Raw genomic sequence first — 24139 nt, forward strand, 5'->3', positions numbered from 1 at the left:
AAAACGGCGAACCGCGCCCCGCCTCCCACGATAGGGAAGCAGCGGCGCGGTGCGGGTAGGAGGGGAGAGGTTTACTCCTCGTCGCCCTTCTCCTCGGAAGCCTCTGCGTCGTCGTCAGCGGACTCGGCGCCAGCCTCAGCGCCGCCGTCCTCGGCGGCCTCAGCAGCTGCCTCGAGCTCCTCATCAACCTCCGGCTCGGAGATGGAGACGATGACGGTGTCTTCCTCGGCGGCCAGGGTGGTGCCCTCCGGCAGGGTGACATCGGCAGCGGTGACGACAGCGCCATCCTCGAGGCCCTCGATGGACACGGTGAGCTCTTCCGGAATGTTGAGAACGTCTGCCTCGACGAGGAGGACGTCCGCATCCTGGATGGACATGAGGCCCGGAGCCGGCTCGCCCTCGAGGACGACCGGAACCTCAACCTCAACCTTCTCGCCACGCTTAATGGAGAGCAGGTCGATGTGGTCGATGTTGAAGGTCAGAACATTCTGGTCAATGTTCTTGACCATGACGAGGTGCTGCTCGCCCTCGAGCTCCAGCTCGAAGACGGCGTTGACACCGTTGTTGCGGACCAGAGCGGTCATCTCCAGGCGGTCAACGGCGAAGTGCAGAACGTCGACGGCGTGGCCGTAGACAACGCCCGGGATCTTGCCGGCAGCGCGCAGGCGGCGAGCGAAGCCCTTGCCGAACTCAGTACGAGCTTCAGCCTTGAGAACAGGACGGGTGTTAGCCATGTGTAATCTCCTTGAAGTATTCGGTGCGGCGAGGGCTTTTAAAGCCGTATAGATACGACAAAAGCCTGCCGATGGACGTCTTGGACGAGTCATCGCAGGCTTGAAAAGAATTCCTCAACAAGAATTCACTGCTTAACTTATGTAATCGCGTCGATAACGGATTTCTCCCTCGCCGAGACCATAAAAATCTAGCACGGACGAGGGGAAAGAAGCAAACTTCTCTCTAGTGCGGCAGCAGGCCAGCCAGCTGCGGCGGCAGCAACTTGACCAGCTGCGGGCCAACGACGGAGCCGATACCGAAGAGGGCGAGGATGGCGGCGATGACGCCGCCCACGATGACGCCAGTCTGCAGATCGTCACCGCTGGAGGCCGGCTTATCCGGATCGCCGTCCTTGGAGCTCAACGAGCTCATGAGGTCAGCGCCAGCCGCCGCCTGATCAAAGCCCTTGGAGCTGCCAGCCAGGGATCCGCGCGGGGTAGCCGTGACCAGGCCACAATCCTGGGCGCGGTCCGCAATGTCATCGAAGTACTCGGCACCGATCAGCTTGCCAATCGGCTCCTCCGACATGTTCGTGCGGCGCAGCTTCTTGGAGAGTTCTGCGTGGTTGTACTCGGCGGTATCGATACCGGACTTGCGCAGGGCGTCATCGAGCGTGCCGCACGGGACGATTGCGTTGAGGCCCGGCTTGTTCAGCTTTGGCACGTCGGTGGTGACGAAGCCGCAGTCCACGGCCTTGTTCAGGCGGTCCTCCCAGACGTTGCGCAGTACCGCGGAACCGGTCTCGCCGCGCTGGTAGTTCACGGCGTCGAGGATGGCGGTGCGCAGGGCGGAATCGTTTGTGTAGTCATCCACGTCCACGCCGTGGGCGGAGAACTGGCTCTTGTTGAGCTTGCACAGCGGCTTGAGCGCCGGCTCATCTTCAGCCGGGGTGGCAGGCTTATCAGCTGGCTTGTCCGCCGGCTTCTCGGTGGGCTTCTCGGTGGGCTTCTCGGTGGGCGCGTCCTCCGGCGGGGTAGAGGGGTCGGTGACAAAGCCGCACGAGGTGGCCTCGCCCACGCGGGCCGTCCACCAGTTCAGCTGGACCTTGGCGCCAACCTTGCCTTCGGTGTAGCCCACGGCGTCGAGCGTGGCCTGGAGAAGCTCGTCGGGGGTGTCGTAAGCGGTGACATCGACCCCGTAGTCGTTGAAGTGGGACTGGGTGACCTTGCACCCAGTGGACACGGTGGAGGGTTCGGCGGCGTGCGCTGCCGGGGCAGCGACGACTGCGCCAGCAAAGAGAGACGTGGTGGCTGCGGCAATGAGAGCTGTGCGCAGCGAGGTTTTAGCGTAAGTGAGCATGTGCTTAATCTAACACTACTGGTGAAGGTAGTGGACACTTTTTGGCTCAAAAATTCACTAAATTCTAGCCGCGCAGTGACAAGCCGCAGCCACCACGGTGGTAACTAGTGAGCCTCGAAGAGGGTGGTGACAGAACCGTTCTCGAAGATCTCGTGGATGGTCTTTGCCAGCAGCGGGGCGATGGAGAGCACCGTGAGGTTGCTCCAGTCCTCCGTGGACTGCGGCAGGGTATCGGTCGTGATGACCTCCTCCGCGCCGCACTCGGACAGGCGCTCGCGTGCCGGGTCGGAGAACACGCCGTGGGTGCAGGCGATGATGACGGACTTTGCGCCGGCCTCCTTGAGGACGCGGACCGCGCCGGCGATGGTGCCACCGGTGTCAATCATATCGTCGAGAAGCACGCAATCCTTGCCCTCAACGTCACCGACCACGCGGTTGGACACCGTCTTGTTGGCCTCGGTCTTGGAACGGGTCTTGTGAACGAAGGACAGTGGGGCATCGCCCAACTCGTGCGCCCACTTCTCCGCCACCTTGACACGGCCGGCATCGGGGGAGACCACCGCCAGGTTGTCCAGCGAGTAGTTGTTCTTGATGTAGCGCGTCAGGATCGGCTGCGCGTGCATGTGGTCCACCGGGCCGTCGAAGAAGCCCTGGATCTGGTCGGTGTGCAGGTCCACGGACACAATGCGGTCCGCGCCGGCGGCGGCGAGCAGGTCTGCCACCAGACGGGCGGAAATGGGCTCGCGGCCCAGGTGCTTCTTGTCCTGGCGGGCGTAGGGGTAGAACGGCAGGATGGCGGTGATGCGCTTAGCGGAACCACGCTTGAGCGCATCAATCATGATGAGCTGCTCCATCAGCCACTTGTTGAGCGGCTGGGTGTGGGACTGCATCACGAAACAATCGGCGCCACGCACGGACTCCTCGAAGCGGATGAAGATTTCGCCGTTGGCGAAGTCCCGGGCGGTGGTCGGAACCAATTCGGTGTTGAGCTCCTTAGCCACAGCCTCAGCCAACGCCGGGTGTGCGCGGCCGGTGAAGAGCTTCATGTTTTTGCTGCTGCCGGTAACCTTGCCAGTCATCAGTACATATCCCTTTGCTTGTTGTTAGTTAGTGGTCTCGTCGTCTGCTGCAGCACCCTGTGCCTTGTCGGCGGCTTCCGCCGCCGGCGTGCCCGGGCGCTTCTTCTGGACCCAGCCCTCGATGTTGCGTTGCTTGCCACCGGAGACCGCGAGCGCTCCCGCAGGAACGTCGTCCTTGATTACTGTACCCGCCCCGGAGTACGCGCCATCGCCCACGGTGACCGGCGCAATGAACATGGTGTCGGAGCCGGTGCGCACGTGGCTGCCAATGGTGGTGTGGTGCTTGTTCACGCCGTCGTAGTTGACGAAGACGGAGGACGCGCCGATGTTGGAGTAGTCACCCACGGTGGCGTCACCGATGTAGGTGAGGTGTGGAACCTTGGTGCCGCGGCCGATCTGCGCCTTCTTGGCCTCCACGAAGCCGCCGAGCTTGCCTTCCTGGCCCACGATGACGCCCGGGCGGATGTAGGTAAACGGGCCAACCTGTGCGTCGGTGCCAATGACGGAATCGAAGCCGTGCGTGCGCACGACGCTGGCTCCCTTGCCCACCTGCATGTTGGTCAGGGTGGTATCGGGGCCGATCTCGGCGTCATCAGCAATGGAGGTGGCACCCCACAGCTGCGTGTTGGGGTGAATGACAACGTCTTTGCCAATGGTGACGTTGACGCCGATCCAGGTGGTCTCCGGATCCACAATCGTGGCGCCGCCGCGCATGGCTTCTTCCACCACTCGGCGGTTGAGCATGCGGCCGGCAGCGGCGAGCTGCACGCGGTCGTTGACGCCGGAAAGCTCATCCGGGTCCGCGGCGACGTGTGCCCCCACGTTGTGGCCGCCTTCGCGGGCAATCTCGAGCACGTCGGTGATGTAGAGCTTGCCCTGTGCGTTGTCGGAGTTGAGCTTGGTCAGGGCGTCACGCAGCACAGCCCCGTCGAACGCGAAGACGCCGGAGTTAACTTCGCGCACTGCGCGCTGCTCCTCGGTGGCATCCTTCTGCTCCACGATGGCCGTCACCGAGCCATCCTCGGCGCGCAGCACGCGCCCGTAACCGGTCGGATCCTCCAGGGACATCGACAGCACCGTGACCGCGTTGCCCTGGGAAGTGTGAGCCTCGTGCAGCTGGCGCAGAGTCTCCGGGCGCAGCAGCGGGACGTCACCGTTGGTGACGATGACGGTGCCGGTGAAATCCGGCAGGGCGGTCAGGCCGCACTGGACGGCGTGGCCCGTGCCGTTCTGCTCTTCCTGAACGGCCTGGGATACCTCACAGTTCAGCTCTTGCGCGATGGCCTCGACGGCGGGGGAGACCTGGTCGCGCTGGTGGCCAACGACGACCACGAGGTGCTGCGGGTTTAGACCCGCCGCGGCATGGAGCGCGTGGCCAAGCAGGGACCGCCCGCCAATCTCATGCAACGTCTTTTGGGTCGAGGATTTCATGCGGGTGCCCGCGCCGGCAGCAAGGACAAGTGCGGCGCAGTCAGTAGTTTCAGCCACGGGTGTGTGCGTCTCCTGTAGTTGGGTGTCAGGACTTACAAACAAACATCATAACGCGTATGTATCACTTTCCGTGCGAGACCTCCGGCAGGGCCCGGGCACGCCACGCTCCGAGCAACCCGACGATGGCCAGAAAGAGGATGGCGGCAGATGGGCCAGCCAGCGAAATGACCGCGGAAATACCGCCGACTACGAGCAGGATGACGCCCATCATGGTGTTCGCCGCGCCCACGTAGCGGGTGCGCTTGTCCTCACCGGCCATGTCCACCACGTAGGTCTTACGGGCTACGCGGATAGCGGCGTGGGCGAGGTTTACCAGGAAGAATCCCACGGGCAAGGCCCAGGCGCTTACCGACGCCGACGCCCACGCCGCACACGCCACAATTGCCAGGAGGATGAGCGCTGCGGCTCCAGCTGCGAAGGACATCACCAAGCGCGAGGACCTATCAGAGAGCACGCCTGAGACGCGCCCGCCGACAAGGCTGGCCAGGCCGGAGGCCAAGACGAAGCCACCGAGCCCGCTCAGCGTCTGCGAACCAACGGACTGGGAGAGCACCACGATAAAGGACGTCGACAGCGCGGAAACCAGCAGCAGCGCGCGCACGTTGACGAAGTTGCGGAAGCGCGCGTCCTCGGTATAAAGCTGCCACGTGTCCTTCCACCAGCTCTTATCCAGGCCCTGGTGGCTTGCGTCCTCCGGCACGGGCTCGTCAATGTGGCGGAAGACCGCCGCCGCAATAATCCAGGTGACCGCGCCAATGGCCAGCAGTAGTGCCAGGCCCCAGCGGGGCAGCTCCCCCCAGGAAGGCCAAAACGCCGCCGGTCACCAGAGTGACGGCGCCGCCCAACTGGGTAGCCCTCCCGGTAACCAGGCCGCGGCTGCCCTTGGAAATGGTACGTCCCTGCACGTCCTTGCCGGTCAAGGAACACAGGGCTCGCAGCAGAGCGAGCACGGCGAGCGCGACGCACACGATGACGCCGAGCAGTGGACCACTGACCAGCACTGCAGCCGCAGCAATCACGGCTGCGCACACGCCCTGGCCCACCGAACCCAGGATCCACAGGCGCTTGCGTGCCGGGTGCGAGGTCACCCACGGGGTCAGCGCAGCCTGGGGCAGCATGGACCCGGACTCGCGCAAGGGGACGAGCAGGCCGGTGAAGAAGCCAGGCACGCCCGCAGCACTGAACAGCCAGGGCAGTACTGTCTTGCCGGAGAGAAGTTGATCACCCACGCCCTGCAGGCCGTTAGACCAAATGAAGCGACGGGCATTGGCGGATTCCTGTGCAGGAAGAGACATGGCTGTGATCTTAAGCCCGGTGCGGTCAAAGCGTGGATTAAGGATTACCTGACCGCCTAACGTGAGAGACATGTCTGTCTCACGTCGTGTATTTGTCCAGGGAACGGTTCTTAGCGCGGCGGGCGTCGCCCTCGCCGCGTGCTCGAGCTCCGCGGATCAGCCTGCTCCCCAAGGGTTCGACGGCGAGCCGCGCGCCCTGCCCATCCCACCTGTTGAGGAGGGAGTGATGGACGGTGATACCCGAGTCTTCACCCTCACCGCACAAGCTGGCCACTCGGAGATTCTGCCGGGCAACAACAGCACTCGCACGTGGGGCTTTAACGGACCCTTCCTCGGCCCAACGCTGCGGGCGCGCCGCGGAGAGAAGATTCGCGCGGAAATCAGCAACGACCTGGAAGAGATGACCACAGTCCACTGGCACGGGATCCAGCTGCCTGCCTATTGCGATGGCGGCCCCCATTCGCCCATCCAGGTCGGTGAGACGTGGAAGCCCGAGTGGGAGATAATCCAACCGGCCGCCACGGTCTGGTACCACCCGCACCCGCACCTCGCCACGGCCACCCACGCCTACCGCGGGCTTGCTGGCATGTTCATCCTCGATGACGACACCTCCGACGGACTCGACCTGCCACACGAGTACGGAGTGGACGATATCCCTGTGGTCATCATGGACGCGAAATTCACCGAGGATGGCCAGATGGATGAGGAAAGCGATGGCACACTGGGGCTTCTGGGCACGACCCCGCTGGTCAATGGCATCACCAACGCCCGCTTCGAGGCGACGACGCGCCGGGTTCGCCTGCGGCTGCTCAACGGTGCGTCCATGCGCTTTTACACCCTGGAGCTGGGGCAGAGGCCGTTTCACGTCATCGCGACGGACGCTGGGCTTCTCGACGCCCCCGTGGAGGTCGACTCCCTCCTGCTCGGTCCCGGCGAGCGCGCCGAGGTGATCGTGGACCTGGAGCCGGGGAAGGACGTGCAGCTGCGCTCCGTTCCACGCAAGGACAACTTCGGCGTCCCTAAGGACGACAACGCCGCCGACTTCGGCTTCCGCGACTCCTTCGATCTACTTAGCATCGCCGGCCCCGACGAGTCCGCCCCCGAGCCGCCGGCGCTACCCGCGACACTGGACCCCGCTGCGGCTAAAACTCCCTCCCCGGAGGGGCTCACCGAGCGCGAGTTCGTCCTCAATACCTTCATGATCAACGGCGAACAGATGGACATGACGCGGGTCGATACCGTCATCGACCACGCAGCGCCGGAGATCTGGACCGTCACGAACGAAAACTCCGATTGGCCGCACAACTTCCATATCCACAACGCCCGCTTCCAGGTGCTGGACTGGGATGGGGAGGAGAAGATGAAGGTCTTCAACTCCGGCTGGAAGGACATTGTCAACCTGCCGCCGAAGGTCACTGCCCGGCTGCTGGTGGAATTCGGGCACTTCCCCGACAAGACCATCCCGTACATGTATCACTGCCACATGCTGCTGCATGAGGACCAGGGGATGATGGGGCAGTACGTCATCGTGGACAAGGGCGAGAAACCCGACGTGCGCGTCAAGCCCGGAGCCCTAGTCTTCGACAAGGACGCCGGCGACCACGCCGGGCACGCCAACCAGGTCGTGGACTCCTCGCGCAGCCCGTATGCCTCACCCGAGGGCGGGGCGTAGCCCAGCGCTGAAACCTGCCGAGGAGACCACGCGCGAAAGGTGGATCGTCGGCGTTACTCGGTAGTTTTCGCCGGTTGCCACCCTCCCGCGCGGAGCCCGAATTACGCTATGGTCAATACCTGTGATTCAGGACGTCGACCCACTCATCAACTCTCTCTACCAAGCCTTTGACCTCATCGGCGTGGTGCTCAACGGCATCATTGGCGGCACCATCGCACGCCGGCGGGAATTCGACATCATCGGCTTTGTCTTCCTCGCCCTCTTCTCTGGCCTCGCCGGCGGCATGATTCGTGACATGCTCATCGCCAGCGGCCCGGCGGCGGCTATTTCTGACCCGCTCTACCTCACGCTTGCTTGCGTGGGCGCGCTGATCGCCTTCCTTACTGATCTCAAGGGCAAGGCCTGGGAGATCTTCCGCGAGCACGGCGACGCCATCATCTTGGGCGTGTGGTCGACCACCGGTTGCGTGAAGGCGCTGGCCAATGGCATGCCACTCATCGCCTGCGTCTTCCTGGGCGTGCTTACCGCGGTGGGCGGCGGCATGGTGCGCGACGTGGCCTCCGGGATGATCCCCGCCGTCTTTGGCGGCACGCCGCTCTACGCCGTCCCCGCTGTGCTCACCGGCGTGGTGATGGTCGGGTTCGCGCACTTCGATCACTTTGCCCTGGGCATGATTATCGCGCCGATTGTGGGCAGCGGCATGGCCATCACGTCCTATTGGCGCGGGTGGGTGCTGCCGCGCGCGGGCGTGGCGCCGGTGAACGACACAGCGGCTCAGGTCGCTGCCATTGCGAAGAAAGCGGAGCTTAAGGGCTTTCGGCGGGGGCATGGAAAACGCAAAAAGCTTCCCCACCAGGACTCGAACCTAGAATGACGGTACCAAAAACCGTAGTGTTGCCGATTACACCATGGGGAAACAGCACTCTGCGCGAGCGCTGGATGACATGTTACCTGACGCGGGGCGGACAGACCTAAACGCCTCCACCCCACAGGGCGTGTCCGACGGGGGATATACAGTAGGGGCATGGTTCGACAGAGGATGACCGGCCGCGAGCGCCGTGAACAGTTGATTTCCGTCGGCCGGGCGGCGTTTGCTGAGCTCGGATTCGACGGCGCCAGCGTGGAAGAAATCGCTGCGCGGGCGGGCGTGTCCAAGCCCGTCGTCTACGAGCACTTCGGGGGCAAAGAAGGCCTCTATGCTGTCGTCATCGACCGCGAACTGGTGGCCTTGGAAAAGGTCATTACAGAGTCGCTGGAAACCGGCTCGTGGCGCGAGCGCATCGAGCGCGCTGTGGTGGCGATCCTGACCAACGTGGAGGAACAAACGGATGGCTTCCTGATCCTCGTGCGGGATTCCAAGCCAGGGGATGAGCGCAGCTTCTCCACGCTGCTTAATACCGCAGTCAATCAGGTCGCACACATTCTGGGAGAAGCCTTCGAACACCGCGGTCTGGACCCGGAGCTGGCCACGCTGTATGGCCAGGCGCTAGTGGGCATGGTTGCCACCACTGCGCAGTGGTGGTTGGATGAGCGCGAACCGTCGCGCGAAACTGTCGCGGCGCACATTGTTAATCTGTGCTGGAACGGCCTGTCCGGGATGCAAGCCGCGCCGAAGCTGAAGGGAGAAAACTAAATGACCACCCCGATGCTGGGCGGGCTGCTGAAAGTCGCCGCCTCTGATCCGAAGCTGAAGGGACTGGCTTCGCAGGTAGGCACCCAGTCCCTGCACATTACGGGCATTGACCAGGCGCGTCCCTGGGCCATTGGCACCGTGGCGCACCACGCGCCCGTCCTCGTCGTCACCGCCTCCGGGCGCGAGGCGGAGGATCTCTCCGCGGAGCTGTCCGCGATGATGGGGGATAAGGTGGCGTATTTCCCCGCATGGGAGACCCTCCCGCATGAGAGGCTGTCGCCGGCTCCGGATATCGTCGGCAAGCGTGCGCGTGTGCTGGACCTCGTCGGCGCAGGCAAAGCTCAAGTGGTGGTGACCTCCGCGCGCGGTTACTGCCAGCCGGTTCTCAGTGAGGTCGAGGGCCGCGCGCCCATCTTCCTCAAGGAAGAAGAGGAGCACGAGTTCTCTCATATCGTCTCTGAGCTGGAGTTTCGTGCCTACAAGCACGTGGATATGGTGGCCAAGCGGGGCGAGTACGCCACCCGCGGCGGCATCCTCGATATTTTCCCCACCACCTCGGATTACCCGGTGCGCGTGGAGTTCTGGGGCGATGAGATTACGGACATCCGCCAGTTCTCCGTGGCGGACCAGCGCGCCTTTAGTGAGATTGAGGTCGGCGAGGTAGCCATCTACCCGGCCCGCGAGCTGCCCATCACCAACGAGGTCGCAGCCCGCGCGCGCGAGCTGTCACAGAAGTTTGGCGGCAACGCGGCGTTGGCGGAGCTGCTCACCAAGGTAGGCGAGCACATTCCGGCCGATGGCATGGAGGCCCTGTTGGCAGTGCTGGCCGAAGGCTCCTTTGTCACCCTCCCCGAGCTGCTTCCCACTGGCACGCACGTGCTGCTCGTGGCGCCGGAGAAGATCCGTACCCGTATCGCAGATCTGGAATCCACCGATTCCGAATTCCTGGCCGCCGGTTGGGAAGCCGCGGCTATGGGTGCGGACGGCCCGCTGGCTGCCGAAGGATTGGATACTGAGGCCTCCAGCTACCGCTCCTACGAGTCCCTGGAGGCGACGTGCGCTGCCATCAACGCGCCGCTGTGGACCTTCGCGCCTCCGGGGATGTTCGCCGCCGCCGAGTCCGAAACCTTGCCGCTGGACTTTGAGCCAGGACCCACCCCGCGCGGCGACATCGAGCAGATCGACGCCATGATGGCGCAGCTGCTTGCCCACACCACCGCGGGTGGGCGCGCTGCCTTCATCGCCCCCGCCCAAGGTGCGATCAAGCGCATGGTGGAGCGCTTCGCGGAGAAGGGAATTCCCACCAAGGTGGCCACACCTGGTTGGGAGCCGAGTCCCGGCGAGGTCACGCTCTACCAGGCACTGAGCCACGCTGGCCTGGTCTTTCCCAAGGTACGCAAGCTCAAGGACGCCGAGGCGCTCCCGCTCGTCGTTGTCACGGAGACGGATCTCACCGGTAACCGCGTGGGCGATATTGCGGGCGCCAAGCGCCGCCCGGCCAAGCGCCGCAATCGCGTCGATCCGCTGGCGCTCAAGCAGGGTGACTATGTCGTGCACGAGACGCATGGCATCGGCAAATTCCTCAAGATGGCCGAGCGCACCATTCAATCCGGCGATGAGACCTCGCGCCGCGAGTACATCGTGCTGGAGTACGCCGCCTCCAAGCGCGGCCAGCCGGCAGACCAGCTCTGGGTCCCCATGGATTCGTTGGACCTGCTGAGCAAGTACACCGGCGGCGAGGCACCGACTCTGTCCAAGATGGGCGGCTCCGACTGGAAGAACACGAAGAAGAAGGCGCGCGCCGCCGTGCGCGAAATCGCCGGCGAGCTGGTGGAGCTCTACGCCAAGCGCCAAGCCGCGCCCGGCCACCAGTTCAGCCCGGATTCCCCGTGGCAGGCGGAGATGGAAGACAACTTCCCCTTCGTCGAGACCGAGGACCAGATGCTGGCCATCGATGCGGTCAAGCACGACATGGAATCGACGGTGCCCATGGACCGCGTCGTCGTAGGCGACGTGGGCTACGGCAAGACGGAGGTGGCCGTGCGCGCTGCCTTCAAGGCTGTCCAGGACGGCAAGCAGGTCGCGGTGCTCGTGCCCACCACGCTGCTGGCGCAGCAGCACACCGACACCTTCCGCGAGCGCATGCAAGGCTTCCCGGTAGACATCGAGGTGCTCTCGCGCTTTACCTCCACCAAGGAGTCAAAGGAGATCCTCGCCGGCCTGGCGGATGGCTCCGTGGACATCGTCATTGGTACCCACCGCCTGCTGCAGACCGGCGTGCAGTGGAAGAACTTGGGACTCATTGTCGTCGATGAGGAGCAGCGCTTCGGCGTGGAGCACAAGGAACACATCAAGGCGCTCAAGGCCAGCGTGGATGTGCTCACCATGTCCGCCACCCCGATTCCCCGTACCCTGGAGATGTCCATGGCGGGCATCCGCGAAATGTCTACCATCCTCACCCCGCCGGAGGACCGCCACCCGGTCCTCACTTACGTGGGCGCGTACGAGGACAAGCAGGTTGCCGCGGCCATTCGCCGCGAGCTCTTGCGCGATGGCCAGGTCTTCTTTATCCACAACAAGGTCGCGGACATTGAAAAGAAGGCCCGCGAGCTGCGAGATCTCGTGCCGGAGGCGCGCATCGTGGTGGCGCACGGCCAGATGAATGAGGAGGTCCTGGAGCAGACCGTGCAGGGCTTCTGGGACCGCGAGTTCGACGTGCTGGTCTGTACCACCATCGTGGAGACCGGCCTGGACATTGCCAACGCCAACACGCTCATCGTGGAAAACGCCCACCACATGGGCCTGTCGCAGCTCCACCAGCTGCGCGGGCGCGTGGGCCGCTCCCGCGAGCGCGGTTACGCCTACTTCCTGTACCCCAAGGGCGCCACGCTGACCGAGACCTCCTACGACCGCCTGGCCACCATCGCGCAGAACAACGACCTGGGCGCCGGCATGGCCGTGGCCATGAAGGACTTGGAGATGCGCGGTGCCGGCAATGTCCTCGGTGCGGAGCAGTCCGGCCACATCGCCGGGGTGGGCTTCGACCTCTACGTTCGCCTCGTGGGCGAAGCCGTGGAGACCTTCAAAGCGCTGGCCAGGGGAGAAGCCCCAGCAGTCACAGAGGAGGGCCCGAAGGAAATCCGCATCGACCTGCCTGTTGACGCGCACATTCCGGAGTCCTACATCAACTCCGAGCGCCTGCGTCTCGAGGTCTATCGCAAGCTGGCGGCGTCCAAGGACGACCAGGACCTGCAACAGGCGGTGGAGGAGATGGAGGACCGCTACGGTCCCGTCCCGGAGCCGGTGCAGCGGCTTCTGGCCGTGGCCCGCTTGCGCCACCAGGCACGCCGGGCCGGTGTTTCCGACATCACGGTGCAGGGCACGCGCATCAAGGTCCACCCAGTGGAGCTGGCGGATTCCAAGCAGATTCGCCTCAAGCGCCTCTTCCCGGGCTCCAACTACCGCGCGGCGGCCAAGGCGATCCAACTCAGCTTCCCCAAGGCCGGGCGCAACGTCACCGACCCGAAGCTGCGCGACGTCGAGTTGGTGCAGTGGATGGCAAACTTCTTGAGCTCCATGTTTGAGCTGGACCACGTGGACGTGACCGGCGGAAAAGCCGAGAAGAACGTCATTAGCGTAGGGGAGAAGTAATGAAGGCGGCCAACCTCCGCATCGTGTTGCTGGCAGTGTGGATGGTTGCAGCTGTGTTGACTATTCCGCTCTCGATTGCAGTGAAGTTGTTGGGTAAAAGTGGGGGCTGGCTAGTCATCGTTGTGCTGTTCTACGGGTTGTTTATCGTAGGCATCTGGATTGCTCTGGGCTTACTCCCCTTACTTATTCGTAGAGAATTCCCTAGCAAGCTTGCGTGGGCGTGGGCGGGGTTAGTCATGACCTTTATCGGCTTCGCGGTGTTCTACTCGAACATGCCTGATTTTGGTGATTATGGACCCGTTTCGGTTCCTGCCTGGTGGTTTGGAAATGAGAAGGCTGCTGTTGTCACAGCCTGCGTTGGCCTGGGGATCAGCGTCGTAGGCCACCTTCTGTGGATTGGCTCCTGTCTCTTCTACGCGGTCCGCTCGCGCTCCAAGCCAGAAGTGCTGTAGAGCATCCCCTTTAGCGCGCCCGGGTGTCGTCGATTGTCGCGGCAGTAGAGTTCATACTTCACTGCCGCCTGTGGATGGCTGGACCGCGTGGACGCGACCGGTGGAAAGGCGAAAAAATACGCCCTCAGTGTCGAGGGAATGACATACTAAGGGCGTGAGACCTGTTAACCACAGAATGTGGCTGTTTATCACCTGGTTAGTGTGCTCCCTGGTTGTCATTCCCTTCGCCCTTCTCATCAAGTTGCTGACACAGAACGGCGGTTGGCTGTGGCTCCTCCTCGGGCTGGGGGCATTTATCCCTGTCGCGTTCTGGGTGGCGTTGTCGGCGCTGCCGTTTCTTATCCGCAGCGGCTTTGTGTTTCGCCCGCGCGTGGGCTATCTCTTCTGCGCGCTGTCCTTCTTAGGTTTTCTGGTCTTTATCACCAGCATGCCGGACGCCGGTGACATGCCGACCACCTTTTATCCGCCGTGGTGTGGACCGGATACGTGCGGGGCCTTTGTCAACGTCGGGCTCGCGGTGTCGGTGGCGGGCCATCTGGGGTGGGTGGTCTGTTGTGTGATGTGGGCCGTACAGTCGCGCCGAGTCCCGAAAACGCCCGAAAGCTGGGACAACGCGGCGTAAGAACGGGGTCGCAGGGTCGTTTCTGGAAAGGAGACATCACATGTCTGAGAAATTCACCGCGGCAGTCGTGGAGGAATTCGGCCCCACCCTCACCATCCGTGAAGAGGATCTTCCCGAGCCTGGCCGCTTCCGGGCACTGGTCAAGAATGTGGCGTCGGGAATTTGCCACACTGACGTGCACGCCGCCGGGGGGAGAGATTGGCCCGTCAAGCCCCCCGCTGCCCTTCATTCCCGGCCACGAAGGTGTCGGCGAAGTGGTCAAGCTGGGCCCCGGTGAGCACGACGTCAAGGTCGGTGACATGGTGGGCAACGCGTGGCTGTGGTCCGCGTGCGGTACCTGCGAATTCTGCCGCACCGGCCGCGAAACCTACTGTCCCAACGCGGAGTACGGCGGATACACCGTCAACGGCTCCTTCGGCGAGTACATGCTCGTGGACACGCGCTATTGCGCCCGGATCCCGGAAGGCTCCGACCCCCTTGAGGTCGCGCCCATTCTGTGTGCCGGCGTGACGGTGTACAAGGGGCTGAAGGAAGCCAATACCCGCCCCGGCGAGTTCATGGTCATTTCCGGTATCGGCGGTCTGGGCCACGTGGCGGTGCAGTACGCGGTGGCCATGGGCATGCGCGTCATTGCGGTAGATATCGCCGAGGACAAGCTGGCCCTGGCCAAGGAACACGGCGCGGAGTTTGTGGTGAATGCGAAGGAGCAGGACCCGGCTGAGGCGGTCACCGCCTACACCCAGGGCGGCGCTCATGGCGTATTGGTGACCGCGGTCCACCCGCAGGCCTTTGGCCAGGCCATCGGCATGGCGCGCAAGGGCAGCACCATCGTGTTCAACGGCCTGCCGTCGCGTCATTCGCTACTAGGAGCTAGAGCGTAAGTCGGCCGGTGCTCAAGCCCCAGACGGCAGCGACGGCACCGGCGATGACGAGGACGACGACGACCCACTCGAAGGAGTTGAACACCCGCTCCTTCTTGTATAGGCGCGTGGCCACGTACGGCAACATGCTCGGTACGACGGCCAGCGCGCCCAGGAGCACGTAGACCGGATCGGCGGCGTAGATGAGCCACAGGGAGTAGACGAAGGCGATGATGGCGATGCCCAGGTGGCGTCGATTGTCGCGGCGGCTGATCTCCGGTCCGGACAGATCAAACTGCACTCCCGCCTGCGGGTGGCTGAGCCCCGTGCCACGCACCGTGAGCAGCAGAAGGTACAGGGAAGAAAAGATGTAGGGCAGCAGGTACATGATGGTAGCCAGCTGCACCATGGCGTTATAGGACGTCTCGTTGAGGAAGAAGACGAGCACGAGGAGCTGAATAGCCAGAGTGGAAATCAGCTGGGCCACCCACGGCGCGCCGGCGACGTTGATGGTGCCAATCTTGCGGGGGAGCAGGCCATCGATGGCCATCATGACAATCGGTTCCGCGCAGAGCATCTGCCACGAGACGTAGGCGCCGAGCACGGAAAGGCACAGGCCCAGCGAGATGAGCGCGCCGCCCCACGAACCGACGGCAGCGGTGAGCACGGAGGCCATGGAATTATCCGGAAGCGCCGCCAGCTCTTCCTGGGTGAGCACGCCGAAGCTCAGCGTAGAGACGGAAACTAGGAGGGCGAGCACACTAATGAAGCCGATGACGGTAGCGCGTCCGACGTCGGCTCGCGTGCGCGCCTGCTTGGAATACACGGACGCGCCCTCCACGCCGATGAACACCCACACCGTAAAGAGCATGATGCCCTGGACCTGCTCAAACAGGGACTTATCGGAACGCTCTCCCCAGAAATCCAGAGTGAACTTGTCCCAGCTGAACCCTAGGAAGGCGATGAGCACGATAAATGCCAAGATAGGCACGATCTTGGCCACCGAGGTCACCATATTCATGATGGCGGCCTGCTTAATGCCGCAGGCTAGCACGGCGAAGATTCCCCAGGATAGCAGGGAGACGGCAATGGCGGACACCCATTGGTGGTTCGCATCGAAGAATGGCAGGTAGTGGCCAATCGTGTTGAAGAATAGGGTGGCGTAGCCCACCTGCGCCATGACAGAACCTAGCCAGTAGCCCCAGCCGGAAGTAAAACCAATGAAGTCTCCCAAGCCGGCGCGCACGTAGGAGTACACGCCGGAATCCAGGTGCGGCTTACGGTGCGCCAAGATCTGGAAGACGAAGGCGACAGAGAGCATGCCCACTCCAGCGATAAACCAGCCCAGCAGCATGGCGCCGGGGCCGGCCACGGAGGCGATGTTCTGCGGCAGGGAGAAAATGCCGGCGCCCACAGTGGAACCGATGATGAGCGCAACAAGCGTCCACAGCGTCACGGAGTGCGGACGCGGCGATTCGGTGATGGGTGTAGTGGTCATGGGTCAAAACTACCCTTTATGGCGGGCTGGTGCGTAACCGTGGGGAAGCCTCGGTAGGGCACGGCTTATACTAAGGGCTTATGACTGTGCTGTTGCTCGATCCGCGCTGGCCCACGATGATCCCCATGGAAGCCTACGGAAAGCTGCGCGGACCTGTGGTTTTTACTGGCGAGGTGCCGGTGAAGGTGCGTTGGAATTTCGACGACTTATTGTGCGGTGAGGATCCGCAGGGCGAGGGTACGCTGGTTAGCACAGACGCCACTGATCCGCAGGTGCGGGCGCTTATCGACGCCAACGTGGACGTTATCGAGGCGCCCTCTCGGCAGGATCCGCTGTGGCAGGCGCGCGCGGTGATGTCGCGGGCGCGGAGCATTGGTGAGTGGGAGCGCGAGCAAACTCATGAGAGCCTCCTGCCTTACCTGGAGGAGGAATCCGCGGAGTTCATACAGGCAGTCCGGGGCCGAGCCGAGGAGGCCGAACTGTTGAAGGAACTGGGGGATGTGTTCCTGCAGGTGCTGTTCCACGCAGAGATTGCCGCACGGCGTGGCGCGTTCACGCTTGATGACGTGGCCCAAGCCTTTGTAACAAAAATGCGCTCCCGCGCGCCCTACCTTTTCGACGGCACGGAGGACGTCGTCGGGGTAGAGGCGCAGGAGCGCCTGTGGGCCGAGGGGAAGGCCCGAGAGAACGCTTAGTTCTTCGTCAGCATGGAGGAGAGCATCGGGGCGTAGTCCGCGATCTTGGAGGACAGGCCGGTGCCGCCGGTGAGGAGGGTATCTTCCTTGACGATCTTGCACTCCTGAGCGCGGTCAGCAGTCTGGCTCGCGTACTTGATAGCGACGAAGCCGAGCGGGCCTAGATCCTGAGTGGCGCCCAGCCCGGAGAGGTTCTGAGAGAGCTGGTTGCGGGTGGTGTCCGCCGTGAGGAGCTCGCCCTCAGTGGAGGCGTCAATCAGGTTCAGCGTGCTGCGCAGGGTGTTGCAGTCTACGGTCTCGATGCCCTGGGACAGGACGCCGCCCAGCTCGTCGAGAGGTGTGGCAGACGCGGAAGCAGGGGCAGCGGCGCCCAGGGTGAGGGCTGCGGCCGCGGTGGCGGCAATTCGGCGGATGGACATAGAACTCCTTGGTGCTTGCGGGGGATACTCCGGATCCCGACGTGAAACGACAGATGACTTTAAGGTGCGAACGGCGAGGACGTAGGGCGCCGCTCAAAGGAGAAGTCTAATCCACGGTGTTAAGGATGGGAATTCTATGACATAACATTTTGACAACAATGGGCGGTGTCGCATCCCGTCGGCTGCAGGGTTGGCCTGTACTATTCCTCGGTATGACCAAGGGGATGCGAAGAATCGGGGGCTGTGGCCTCGCCATCGTTCTGGCCATCATCCTGATCATCTCCATGGTGGGATGGGCGCTTTCTTTCTTGGATAAGCCCACGCCATTCCAGCAGCTTGATCCCGTTCCGGAGGCATTGCCGCCGGTGGGTGGGGCAGAGGTTCCGGATATCAACGTCGATGCCCCGGGGCGTACGTCGGACAAGCTGACGTGGTGGTCGGAGCGGCTGGCGAATGACACCAGCATTCCTGACCAGGCGCTGCGCGCGTACGGCAACGCCGAGCTCATCGCGCGTGAGTCGTGGCCGAAGTGTAACCTGCGTTGGAATACCCTGGCCGGAATCGGCTGGGTGGAAACCCGGCACGGCACATATAACGGAAACCTCTTCCACCGTTCTTCACTGGATGAAGGAGGCTACCCCCAGCCGCCGATTGTGGGAATTGCCCTCGATGGCTCGAACAACACCACCGTCGTTCCGGATAGCGACGGCGGCGCGATTGACGGCGACACCGAGTTTGATCGGGCAGTCGGCCCCATGCAATTCATCGCCTCCTCGTGGGAACATTTAGGGCGCGATGCCAACGGCGACGGCGACGCCGATCCCAACCAAATCGACGATGCTGCACTAGGTGCGGCCGCCCTACTATGTTTCGGGGACCGAGATTTGTCCACCGAAGAGGGCTGGCGTGCTGCGGTGATGAACTACAATCAATCCGAGGATTACCTGCGTAAAGTGGCTGCTGCGGCGAATTCTTATGCCATCCAGCAGCCGGCGACGTCCTAGCGCAGCCTAGATCTTTGTCACGTTGCCCGTTTCTGCCCGACACGGTCCGAGATTTTCTGGAACAATTGGCTCCAAGTGGTTTGGGACCAACTCCCGAAGCACAAACCCAAAATCAATTTAGCTCAATAGGAGTGAAAGCAGCATGGCTGACATCATCCACGTAATGGCACGCGAAATTCTTGATTCCCGCGGTAACCCGACCGTTGAGGCAGAGGTCTTCCTGGACGACGGCGCACACGGCGTCGCTGGCGTTCCGTCCGGCGCCTCCACCGGTGTTCACGAGGCTCACGAGCTGCGTGACGGTGGCGACCGTTACCTGGGTAAGGGCGTGCTCAACGCGGTGAAGAACGTCAACGAGGAGATCGCCGACGAGATCGCTGGCTTCGAGGCTGATGACCAGCGCCTCATCGACCAGGCCCTCATTGACCTGGACGGCACCGAGAACAAGTCCCGCCTCGGCGCTAACGCCATCCTCGGCGTGTCCATCGCCGCTGCAAAGGCTGCCGCTGAGTCCGCTGGCCTGCCGCTCTACCGCTACGTTGGTGGCCCGAACGCTCACGTCCTGCCGGTTCCGATGATGAACATTGTCAACGGTGGCGCACACGCTGACTCCGGCGTTGACGTGCAGGAGTTCATGATTGCACCGATCGGTGCAGAGAGCTTCAAGGAAGCCCTGCGCATGGGCGCTGAGGTGTACCACGCACTGAAGTCCGTGGTGAAGTCAAAGGGCCTGTCCACCGGTCTGGGCGACGAGGGCGGCTTCGCCCCGGAGGCTGAGTCCACCAAGGCTGCTCTGGACCTCATCATCGAGGCTATTAAGAAGGCTGGTTTCGAGCCGGGCAAGGACGTTGCCCTGGCGCTCGACGTTGCTTCTTCCGAGTTCTTCAAGGACGGCAAGTACCACTTCGAGGGCGGCGAGCACACCGCTGAGGAGATGGCCAAGGTCTACGAGGATCTCATTGCCAACTACCCGATCGTCTCCATCGAGGACCCGCTGCAGGAGGATGACTGGGAGGGCTACACCAAGCTCACCGAGACCATCGGCGAGAAGGTCCAGATCGTGGGCGATGACTTCTTCGTCACCAACCCGCAGCGCCTGGCCAAGGGTATCGAGGAGAAGGCCGCTAACGCTCTGCTCGTGAAGGTTAACCAGATTGGTACCCTGACCGAGACCTTCGACGCCGTCGACATGGCTCACCGCAACGGCTACCGCACCATGATGTCTCACCGCTCTGGCGAGACCGAGGACACCACCATTGCTGACCTCGCTGTCGCTCTGGGTTGCGGACAGATCAAGACCGGTGCACCGGCTCGTTCCGAGCGCGTTGCCAAGTACAACCAGCTGCTGCGCATCGAGCAGGAGCTGGGCGAGGCTGCCGTCTACGCCGGACGCTCCGCATTCCCGCGCTTCCAGGGCTAATTCCCTAGACTCGCATTAGAAATAACAGGTGCCACAGGAAACTGTGGCACCTGTTATTTTTGTGACTTGTGAGCGCGCCGTCTAGTCAGCGAGCGCACGGGCGATAGAATGGCACAACAATGGCACGCACTACCTCCACCCGCAGCACACGCCGGACAACCGTTCCGGTTCACACGCGTGCGCGAGATGCTCAACGTGCGAAATTCCACAAGTCTCTGAAGGCTAAGGGAGGCCCGAACCAGCCAAAGGGTCTGGACATCCTTGGCGTAGGCGTCATCATCGGCGTGCTCCTCTTGGTGCTGTTGGCCATCGCGGTGCCGCTGCGCAACTACTACCACGGGCAATCGGAGATTGCGCGCTTGGAATCTTCCATCGTCGCAAAGCAGGCAAAGAAGAATGAACTACTCACGGAGATTGATAAGTACAAATCCGAGGAGTACATCAAGCAGGAGGCGCGCCGCCGTTTCGGCGTGATGGATGAGGGCGAGATCGCCTACCGCATCATGGACCCGCGCATGGACTCCGGCGACACCGTGACGTCGGACCACCGCGAAGAGACGGACGACCGAGACTGGTATGCGGTCCTGTGGGATTCTGTTGCCGACCCAGACGAGCAGGTCGAGCCGCCGGAGACGTCGATGAAGCTGCCCACGGAGCCGACGGCGGAACAACCAGCTGAATAGGTCAAGCCCTTCCCGTCGTGTCACAATGGTTCCATGACCGTGACTGATGCAGACCTTGACGTCGTCCGCGAGCAATTGGGCCGCACCCCACGCGGCGTCGTGGACATTGCCTACCGCACCCCGGACGGTGCCCCCGCGGTGATTAAGACCGCGCCCAAGCTTCCCGACGGCACCCCGTTCCCCACGTTGTACTACCTCACCGACCCGCGTCTGACGGCGGAGGCTTCCCGCCTCGAGGTCGCGCACGTGATGAAGTGGATGGAAAAGCGGTTAGGGGAGGATGAATCTTTGGCCGCAGACTATCGTGCCGCACACGAGCACTACCTGGCCGTACGCAACGACATGGAAGACTTGGGCACCGAGTTCTCCGGGGGAGGGATGCCGGAGCGCGTGAAGTGCTTGCACGTGCTCATTGCGTACGCGCTGGCTGAAGGCCCGGGCCGGGTTCGCTTCGGCGCCGAGGCCGTCGCCATGGCAGCGGAGCACGGTAACCTGCGGGGCAGCGCCATTCCGGAAGACTGGCCCACCGTGGAGGACCTGGGCATCGACATGTCTCAGTTCGACTTTTCCAACGCCGGCTAAGAAGCGGCACTACAGAAAGGCTCATAGATGACTCGTGTTGCAGCTGTCGACTGTGGAACCAACTCCATCCGCCTCCTGATTAGTGAAATCCAGGAGGACGGCAAGATCCGCGATATTTCTCGCACCATGGAAATCGTCCGTCTGGGCCAAGGCGTCGACGCCACTGGTGAATTAGCCCCCGATGCGCTGGAGCGCACCCGTGTGGCCTTGGAGGGTTATGTCAAGCAGATGAAGTTCGAGAAGGTTCAGCGCGTGCGCATGGTGGCCACCTCCGCTACGCGCGATGCGAAGAACCACCGCGAGTTCTTCGACATGACCTCGGAGCTGCTGGGTCAGGTCCAGCAGGGCGCCCGCGCGGAGGTCATTTCCGGTGAGGAGGAGGCGTTACTGTCCTTTACCGGCGCAGTGGCGGACCTGAGCTCCGAGAAAGGCCCTTATTGCGTCATTGACTTGGGTGGCGGGTCCACCGAGTTCGTCGTCGGTACCATCGACGGCGACATCTTGGGCTCTCACTCCGCCCAGATGGGCTGCGTGCGGCTGACCGAACGCATCATGCGCAGCGACCCGCCCACCGAGGCGGAGATTGAGATCGCCACAGACTACGTGGCGGAGCGCATGGCGGATGTGGAAAAGATCGTCCCCATTGATAAGGCGGTCACGTTCGTTGGCTGCGCCGGCACGTTTACCACACTTTCCGCGCTGGCCCAGGGGATGGAGCGCTACGACGCCGACTCCATCCACGGCTCCGAGCTGCGTTTTGACGCTTTGCGCGTGCTCACCCGGCAGCTCATCGGTATGTCGTCGGATGAGCGGGCCCTCAATCCGGTGATTCACCCCGGCCGCGCCGACGTCATCGGTGGTGGGAGCGTAGCCGTCGAGGGCATCATGAGCATGATTGAGCGCAACAGTGATGCCCGTTCCTTCTTCATCAGTGAGAAGGATATTCTGGATGGCATTATCGCCGGCCTTGCGGCTGGCTGACCCTATTGTCAGGTTCCTGGCCACGGTGCCCTAAGATAGTAGGGCGCCGCTTGGCCCCTATAGCCCAATCGGCAGAGGCAGTCGACTTAAAATCGATTCAGTGTGGGTTCGAGTCCCACTGGGGGCACCATCGCTCCAGCTCAGGGCGTACTGGAAGTGTTCAGTAAACGCCCTGGAAACGTGTCGGTACCGTTCCGGAGATGTTTCGGCACCCGTCGACGGACGCACACGATCGGCGCTTACCTCGAGTGACATGAGCGCACACACAAGCATCTATTCGAAGGTCGGCGACTAGCCCGCCCGCGGGAAGATATCGAAGACCAAGGTCTCACATTCGACCTTCAGACGGTCCTGTTGCGCCGCCGCATGCTGGGCTAGCGATGGAGGCCTGTTCAACGTCGGCCGAGGAGGCGTCGTCAAGCACTGCCTCCTCTGATGCCGCAGAACTCTCTACGGAGACCTCCGGTCCCTAACCAGGAGTGGAAGCAACGGCCCCGACGTCCTCGAGAAAAGTGGCATCGAACGTCGTGACCTCACCCGCTCCATAGCCGGAAATGGCACTGCAATTCCGAAGGTCAGTACTCCACGTATTCCTACGGTGTTACCGACCAAACCTGGCTGCTACGAAGGCCGATGGCCGCACATCCACTTCGAGGTGTTTAGCTTCAATAAAGTCATCTCCGATGCCACCACCAATGTGCTGACCTCACAGATCGCCCTGCCAGAATAGGTGGCGCAGGAAGTGTACAAGGATTCGCACTACGTGGACTCCGCGGACAATCTGGCTGGCGTCTCTTTGAGCAGCGACATGGTGTTCTCCTACGGCTGGGATATGCAGTTGCCGCCCATGACTGGAGACGCCTCCCGCGGCTACACCTTTAGCATCGACGTCAGGGGGGGAGCCGCCTGCAGGGCCGCCGCCGACGGAGCGCTAAGAAAAAACTGCTTTCTTTGGAATTTGTGGGAACTTCCTTGGAGCACAAGGCGTTAACACTTGTGAGACCATGATTACGACGGCCCGCGCGCGGGCCGAAAATGTACAAAGACTGTGAAAGGAATCGGGATTCACGTGCGTTCAAGCAACCCCGTCATGAGTTCCCTCACCTCCAATCAGAACAACGGCCAGGTTCAGGGCAACAACCCCTTCGGCCAGGCTGGCAGCCCTTTTGGACAGGCCGATAACCCATTCGCTGAGCAGGGCCGTTCCTCGGAGCGTCCGCTGACTGTTGATGATGTGGTGACTAAGACCGGCATCACCCTCGGCGTCATCATTGTGATGGCCGTGCTGAACTTCGCTATCGGTACCTTGATTAACCCCGGAGTCGCCATGCTTCTCACTCTGGTGGGTGCAATCGGTGGCTTTGTCACGGTTCTGGTATCGACCTTTGGCAAGAAGTACGGCTCCGCCGCTGTCACTCTGATTTACGCGGTGTTCGAGGGCCTCTTCGTGGGCGGCTTCTCCTTGATGTTTGCCGGCGTGGCCTTCGGTAACTCCGATGGCATGGCGATTATTGGCCAGGCCATCATGGGTACGGTCGGCGTATTTATCGGCATGCTCATGGTCTACAAGACCGGTGCGGTGAAGGTTACCCCGAAGTTCAACAAGATTATGTTCGGCCTCATCGCCGGTGTCGCCATTATGGCGCTGGGTAACTTCCTGCTGGCCATCTTCTTTGGCATGAGCCCGCTGCGCGATGGTGGCATCCTGTCCATCATCTTCTCCCTGGTCTGCATCGTGCTCGCGGCCCTGTCCTTCATGACTGACTTTGACCAGGCTGACCGCCTGATCCGTCAGGGTGCTCCGGCTAAGTACGCTTGGGGCGTGGCCCTTGGCCTGGCCGTGACCCTGGTGTGGCTGTACACCGAAATTCTGCGGTTCCTGAGCTACTTCAGGGACTAGGATTCGCTCTTGTAGCGACACTTAAGTAGAGCCCGCTCTTTCTCCTACTTTGTGGGAGGGGAGCGGGCTTTCGCTGTGTGGGGCGTGCTGAAGGGGGCTGGCGCGAGTGTCCTCTCGGAGGCTCGACTG

The 24139-nt window shown here is 62.6% G+C and carries 19 protein-coding genes, 1 tRNA gene and 2 pseudogenes; 15 read left to right on the forward strand and 7 right to left on the reverse strand.

Annotated elements, in window-relative coordinates; all coding sequences use genetic code 11:
* Nucleotides 1-71: 71 nt before the first annotated feature.
* From ACLI1P_RS04755 to ACLI1P_RS04775, 5 genes and pseudogenes are all read right to left on the reverse strand, one after another.
* Entirely contained in the window at nt 72-734 is a 663-nt protein-coding gene (locus ACLI1P_RS04755) for a 50S ribosomal protein L25/general stress protein Ctc (protein ID WP_296132543.1), read from the reverse strand.
* Nucleotides 735-957: 223 nt separating this feature from the next.
* Entirely contained in the window at nt 958-2073 is a 1116-nt protein-coding gene (locus ACLI1P_RS04760; RefSeq protein WP_408930326.1) for a hypothetical protein, read from the reverse strand.
* A 104-nt stretch (nt 2074-2177) separates the two neighbouring features.
* Nucleotides 2178-3152, reverse strand: coding sequence for a ribose-phosphate diphosphokinase (locus ACLI1P_RS04765; RefSeq protein WP_296132537.1), 975 nt, complete (start codon nt 3150-3152; stop codon nt 2178-2180).
* Nucleotides 3153-3176: 24 nt separating this feature from the next.
* A complete protein-coding gene (gene glmU / locus ACLI1P_RS04770) occupies nt 3177-4640 on the reverse strand; it encodes a bifunctional UDP-N-acetylglucosamine diphosphorylase/glucosamine-1-phosphate N-acetyltransferase GlmU (protein ID WP_411709534.1) in 1464 nt (487 codons plus the stop codon).
* A gap of 64 nt (nt 4641-4704) precedes the next feature.
* A pseudogene (locus ACLI1P_RS04775) lies at nt 4705-5938 on the reverse strand (MFS transporter).
* A 70-nt stretch (nt 5939-6008) separates the two neighbouring features.
* Between ACLI1P_RS04775 and ACLI1P_RS04780 the strand changes: the two are divergent.
* From ACLI1P_RS04780 to ACLI1P_RS04810, 7 genes and pseudogenes are all read left to right on the forward strand, one after another.
* Nucleotides 6009-7610, forward strand: coding sequence for a multicopper oxidase family protein (locus ACLI1P_RS04780; protein ID WP_408931723.1), 1602 nt, complete (start codon nt 6009-6011; stop codon nt 7608-7610).
* A 124-nt stretch (nt 7611-7734) separates the two neighbouring features.
* On the forward strand, nt 7735-8484 hold the full coding sequence (locus ACLI1P_RS04785) for a trimeric intracellular cation channel family protein (protein WP_296132569.1): 750 nt from the start codon (nt 7735-7737) through the stop codon (nt 8482-8484).
* Nucleotides 8485-8634: 150 nt separating this feature from the next.
* Complete coding sequence (locus tag ACLI1P_RS04790; RefSeq protein WP_411709535.1) at nt 8635-9243, forward strand: TetR/AcrR family transcriptional regulator; 609 nt, start codon at nt 8635-8637, stop codon at nt 9241-9243.
* Between the two features lie 12 nt (nt 9244-9255).
* Entirely contained in the window at nt 9256-12894 is a 3639-nt protein-coding gene (gene mfd / locus ACLI1P_RS04795; RefSeq protein WP_411709695.1) for a transcription-repair coupling factor, read from the forward strand.
* A complete protein-coding gene (locus tag ACLI1P_RS04800) occupies nt 12894-13346 on the forward strand; it encodes a hypothetical protein (RefSeq protein ID WP_411709536.1) in 453 nt (150 codons plus the stop codon). Before mfd ends, ACLI1P_RS04800 begins: the two co-directional genes overlap by 1 nt.
* A gap of 175 nt (nt 13347-13521) precedes the next feature.
* Nucleotides 13522-13968: a hypothetical protein gene (locus ACLI1P_RS04805; RefSeq protein ID WP_411709537.1), complete on the forward strand. Its 447-nt coding sequence runs from the start codon at nt 13522-13524 to the stop codon at nt 13966-13968.
* A 40-nt stretch (nt 13969-14008) separates the two neighbouring features.
* Nucleotides 14009-14816 (forward strand): annotated as a pseudogene (locus tag ACLI1P_RS04810) (zinc-dependent alcohol dehydrogenase); the annotation flags it as partial.
* A gap of 22 nt (nt 14817-14838) precedes the next feature.
* On the opposite strand, the gene ACLI1P_RS04815 reads toward ACLI1P_RS04810, so the two are convergent.
* Complete coding sequence (locus tag ACLI1P_RS04815; RefSeq protein ID WP_411709538.1) at nt 14839-16326, reverse strand: amino acid permease; 1488 nt, start codon at nt 16324-16326, stop codon at nt 14839-14841.
* An 80-nt stretch (nt 16327-16406) separates the two neighbouring features.
* Between ACLI1P_RS04815 and ACLI1P_RS04820 the strand changes: the two genes are divergently transcribed.
* Nucleotides 16407-17021, forward strand: coding sequence for a MazG nucleotide pyrophosphohydrolase domain-containing protein (locus ACLI1P_RS04820; protein ID WP_411709539.1), 615 nt, complete (start codon nt 16407-16409; stop codon nt 17019-17021).
* On the opposite strand, the gene ACLI1P_RS04825 is transcribed toward ACLI1P_RS04820, so the two are convergent.
* Nucleotides 17018-17440 (reverse strand): hypothetical protein, encoded by a 423-nt coding sequence (locus ACLI1P_RS04825; RefSeq protein ID WP_411709540.1) that lies wholly within the window; start codon nt 17438-17440, stop codon nt 17018-17020. The two genes, ACLI1P_RS04820 and ACLI1P_RS04825, sit on opposite strands and share 4 nt — an antisense overlap.
* Nucleotides 17441-17652: 212 nt before the next feature.
* Between ACLI1P_RS04825 and ACLI1P_RS04830 the strand changes: the two genes are divergently transcribed.
* From ACLI1P_RS04830 to ACLI1P_RS04860, 7 genes are all read left to right on the forward strand, one after another.
* Complete coding sequence (locus ACLI1P_RS04830; RefSeq protein ID WP_411709541.1) at nt 17653-18444, forward strand: hypothetical protein; 792 nt, start codon at nt 17653-17655, stop codon at nt 18442-18444.
* A 142-nt stretch (nt 18445-18586) separates the two neighbouring features.
* The gene (gene eno / locus ACLI1P_RS04835) at nt 18587-19864 is read left to right on the forward strand and encodes a phosphopyruvate hydratase (protein WP_408931716.1); all 1278 of its coding nucleotides are present in this window, start codon (nt 18587-18589) and stop codon (nt 19862-19864) included.
* A gap of 119 nt (nt 19865-19983) precedes the next feature.
* On the forward strand, nt 19984-20547 hold the full coding sequence (locus tag ACLI1P_RS04840) for a septum formation initiator family protein (RefSeq protein ID WP_411709542.1): 564 nt from the start codon (nt 19984-19986) through the stop codon (nt 20545-20547).
* A gap of 33 nt (nt 20548-20580) precedes the next feature.
* A complete protein-coding gene (locus ACLI1P_RS04845) occupies nt 20581-21129 on the forward strand; it encodes a DUF501 domain-containing protein (RefSeq protein ID WP_411709543.1) in 549 nt (182 codons plus the stop codon).
* 27 nt (nt 21130-21156) lie between these two features.
* Complete coding sequence (locus tag ACLI1P_RS04850; RefSeq protein WP_411709544.1) at nt 21157-22110, forward strand: exopolyphosphatase; 954 nt, start codon at nt 21157-21159, stop codon at nt 22108-22110.
* 53 nt (nt 22111-22163) lie between these two features.
* Nucleotides 22164-22240 (forward strand) — tRNA-Leu (locus tag ACLI1P_RS04855).
* Between the two features lie 939 nt (nt 22241-23179).
* The gene (locus ACLI1P_RS04860) at nt 23180-24010 is read left to right on the forward strand and encodes a Bax inhibitor-1/YccA family membrane protein (protein WP_411709545.1); all 831 of its coding nucleotides are present in this window, start codon (nt 23180-23182) and stop codon (nt 24008-24010) included.
* The last annotated feature ends 129 nt before the right edge of the window (nt 24011-24139 follow it).

Origin of the sequence: Corynebacterium tardum (assembly GCF_046717785.1) — a bacterium.
Classification (GTDB): domain Bacteria; phylum Actinomycetota; class Actinomycetes; order Mycobacteriales; family Mycobacteriaceae; genus Corynebacterium.

Coding starts and splice junctions, on each gene's coding strand:
- ACLI1P_RS04845 (WP_411709543.1), top strand. CDS start 20,581: ATGACCGTGACTGATGCAGACCTTGACGTCGTCCGCGAGCAATTGGGC.
- mfd (WP_411709695.1), top strand. CDS start 9,256: ATGCTGGGCGGGCTGCTGAAAGTCGCCGCCTCTGATCCGAAGCTGAAG.
- ACLI1P_RS04815 (WP_411709538.1), bottom strand. CDS start 16,326: ATGACCACTACACCCATCACCGAATCGCCGCGTCCGCACTCCGTGACG.
- ACLI1P_RS04755 (WP_296132543.1), bottom strand. CDS start 734: ATGGCTAACACCCGTCCTGTTCTCAAGGCTGAAGCTCGTACTGAGTTC.
- ACLI1P_RS04820 (WP_411709539.1), top strand. CDS start 16,407: ATGACTGTGCTGTTGCTCGATCCGCGCTGGCCCACGATGATCCCCATG.
- ACLI1P_RS04800 (WP_411709536.1), top strand. CDS start 12,894: ATGAAGGCGGCCAACCTCCGCATCGTGTTGCTGGCAGTGTGGATGGTT.
- ACLI1P_RS04765 (WP_296132537.1), bottom strand. CDS start 3,152: ATGACTGGCAAGGTTACCGGCAGCAGCAAAAACATGAAGCTCTTCACC.
- eno (WP_408931716.1), top strand. CDS start 18,587: ATGGCTGACATCATCCACGTAATGGCACGCGAAATTCTTGATTCCCGC.
- ACLI1P_RS04760 (WP_408930326.1), bottom strand. CDS start 2,073: ATGCTCACTTACGCTAAAACCTCGCTGCGCACAGCTCTCATTGCCGCA.
- ACLI1P_RS04825 (WP_411709540.1), bottom strand. CDS start 17,440: ATGTCCATCCGCCGAATTGCCGCCACCGCGGCCGCAGCCCTCACCCTG.
- ACLI1P_RS04805 (WP_411709537.1), top strand. CDS start 13,522: ATGTGGCTGTTTATCACCTGGTTAGTGTGCTCCCTGGTTGTCATTCCC.
- ACLI1P_RS04780 (WP_408931723.1), top strand. CDS start 6,009: ATGTCTGTCTCACGTCGTGTATTTGTCCAGGGAACGGTTCTTAGCGCG.
- ACLI1P_RS04790 (WP_411709535.1), top strand. CDS start 8,635: ATGGTTCGACAGAGGATGACCGGCCGCGAGCGCCGTGAACAGTTGATT.
- ACLI1P_RS04840 (WP_411709542.1), top strand. CDS start 19,984: ATGGCACGCACTACCTCCACCCGCAGCACACGCCGGACAACCGTTCCG.
- ACLI1P_RS04850 (WP_411709544.1), top strand. CDS start 21,157: ATGACTCGTGTTGCAGCTGTCGACTGTGGAACCAACTCCATCCGCCTC.
- ACLI1P_RS04830 (WP_411709541.1), top strand. CDS start 17,653: ATGACCAAGGGGATGCGAAGAATCGGGGGCTGTGGCCTCGCCATCGTT.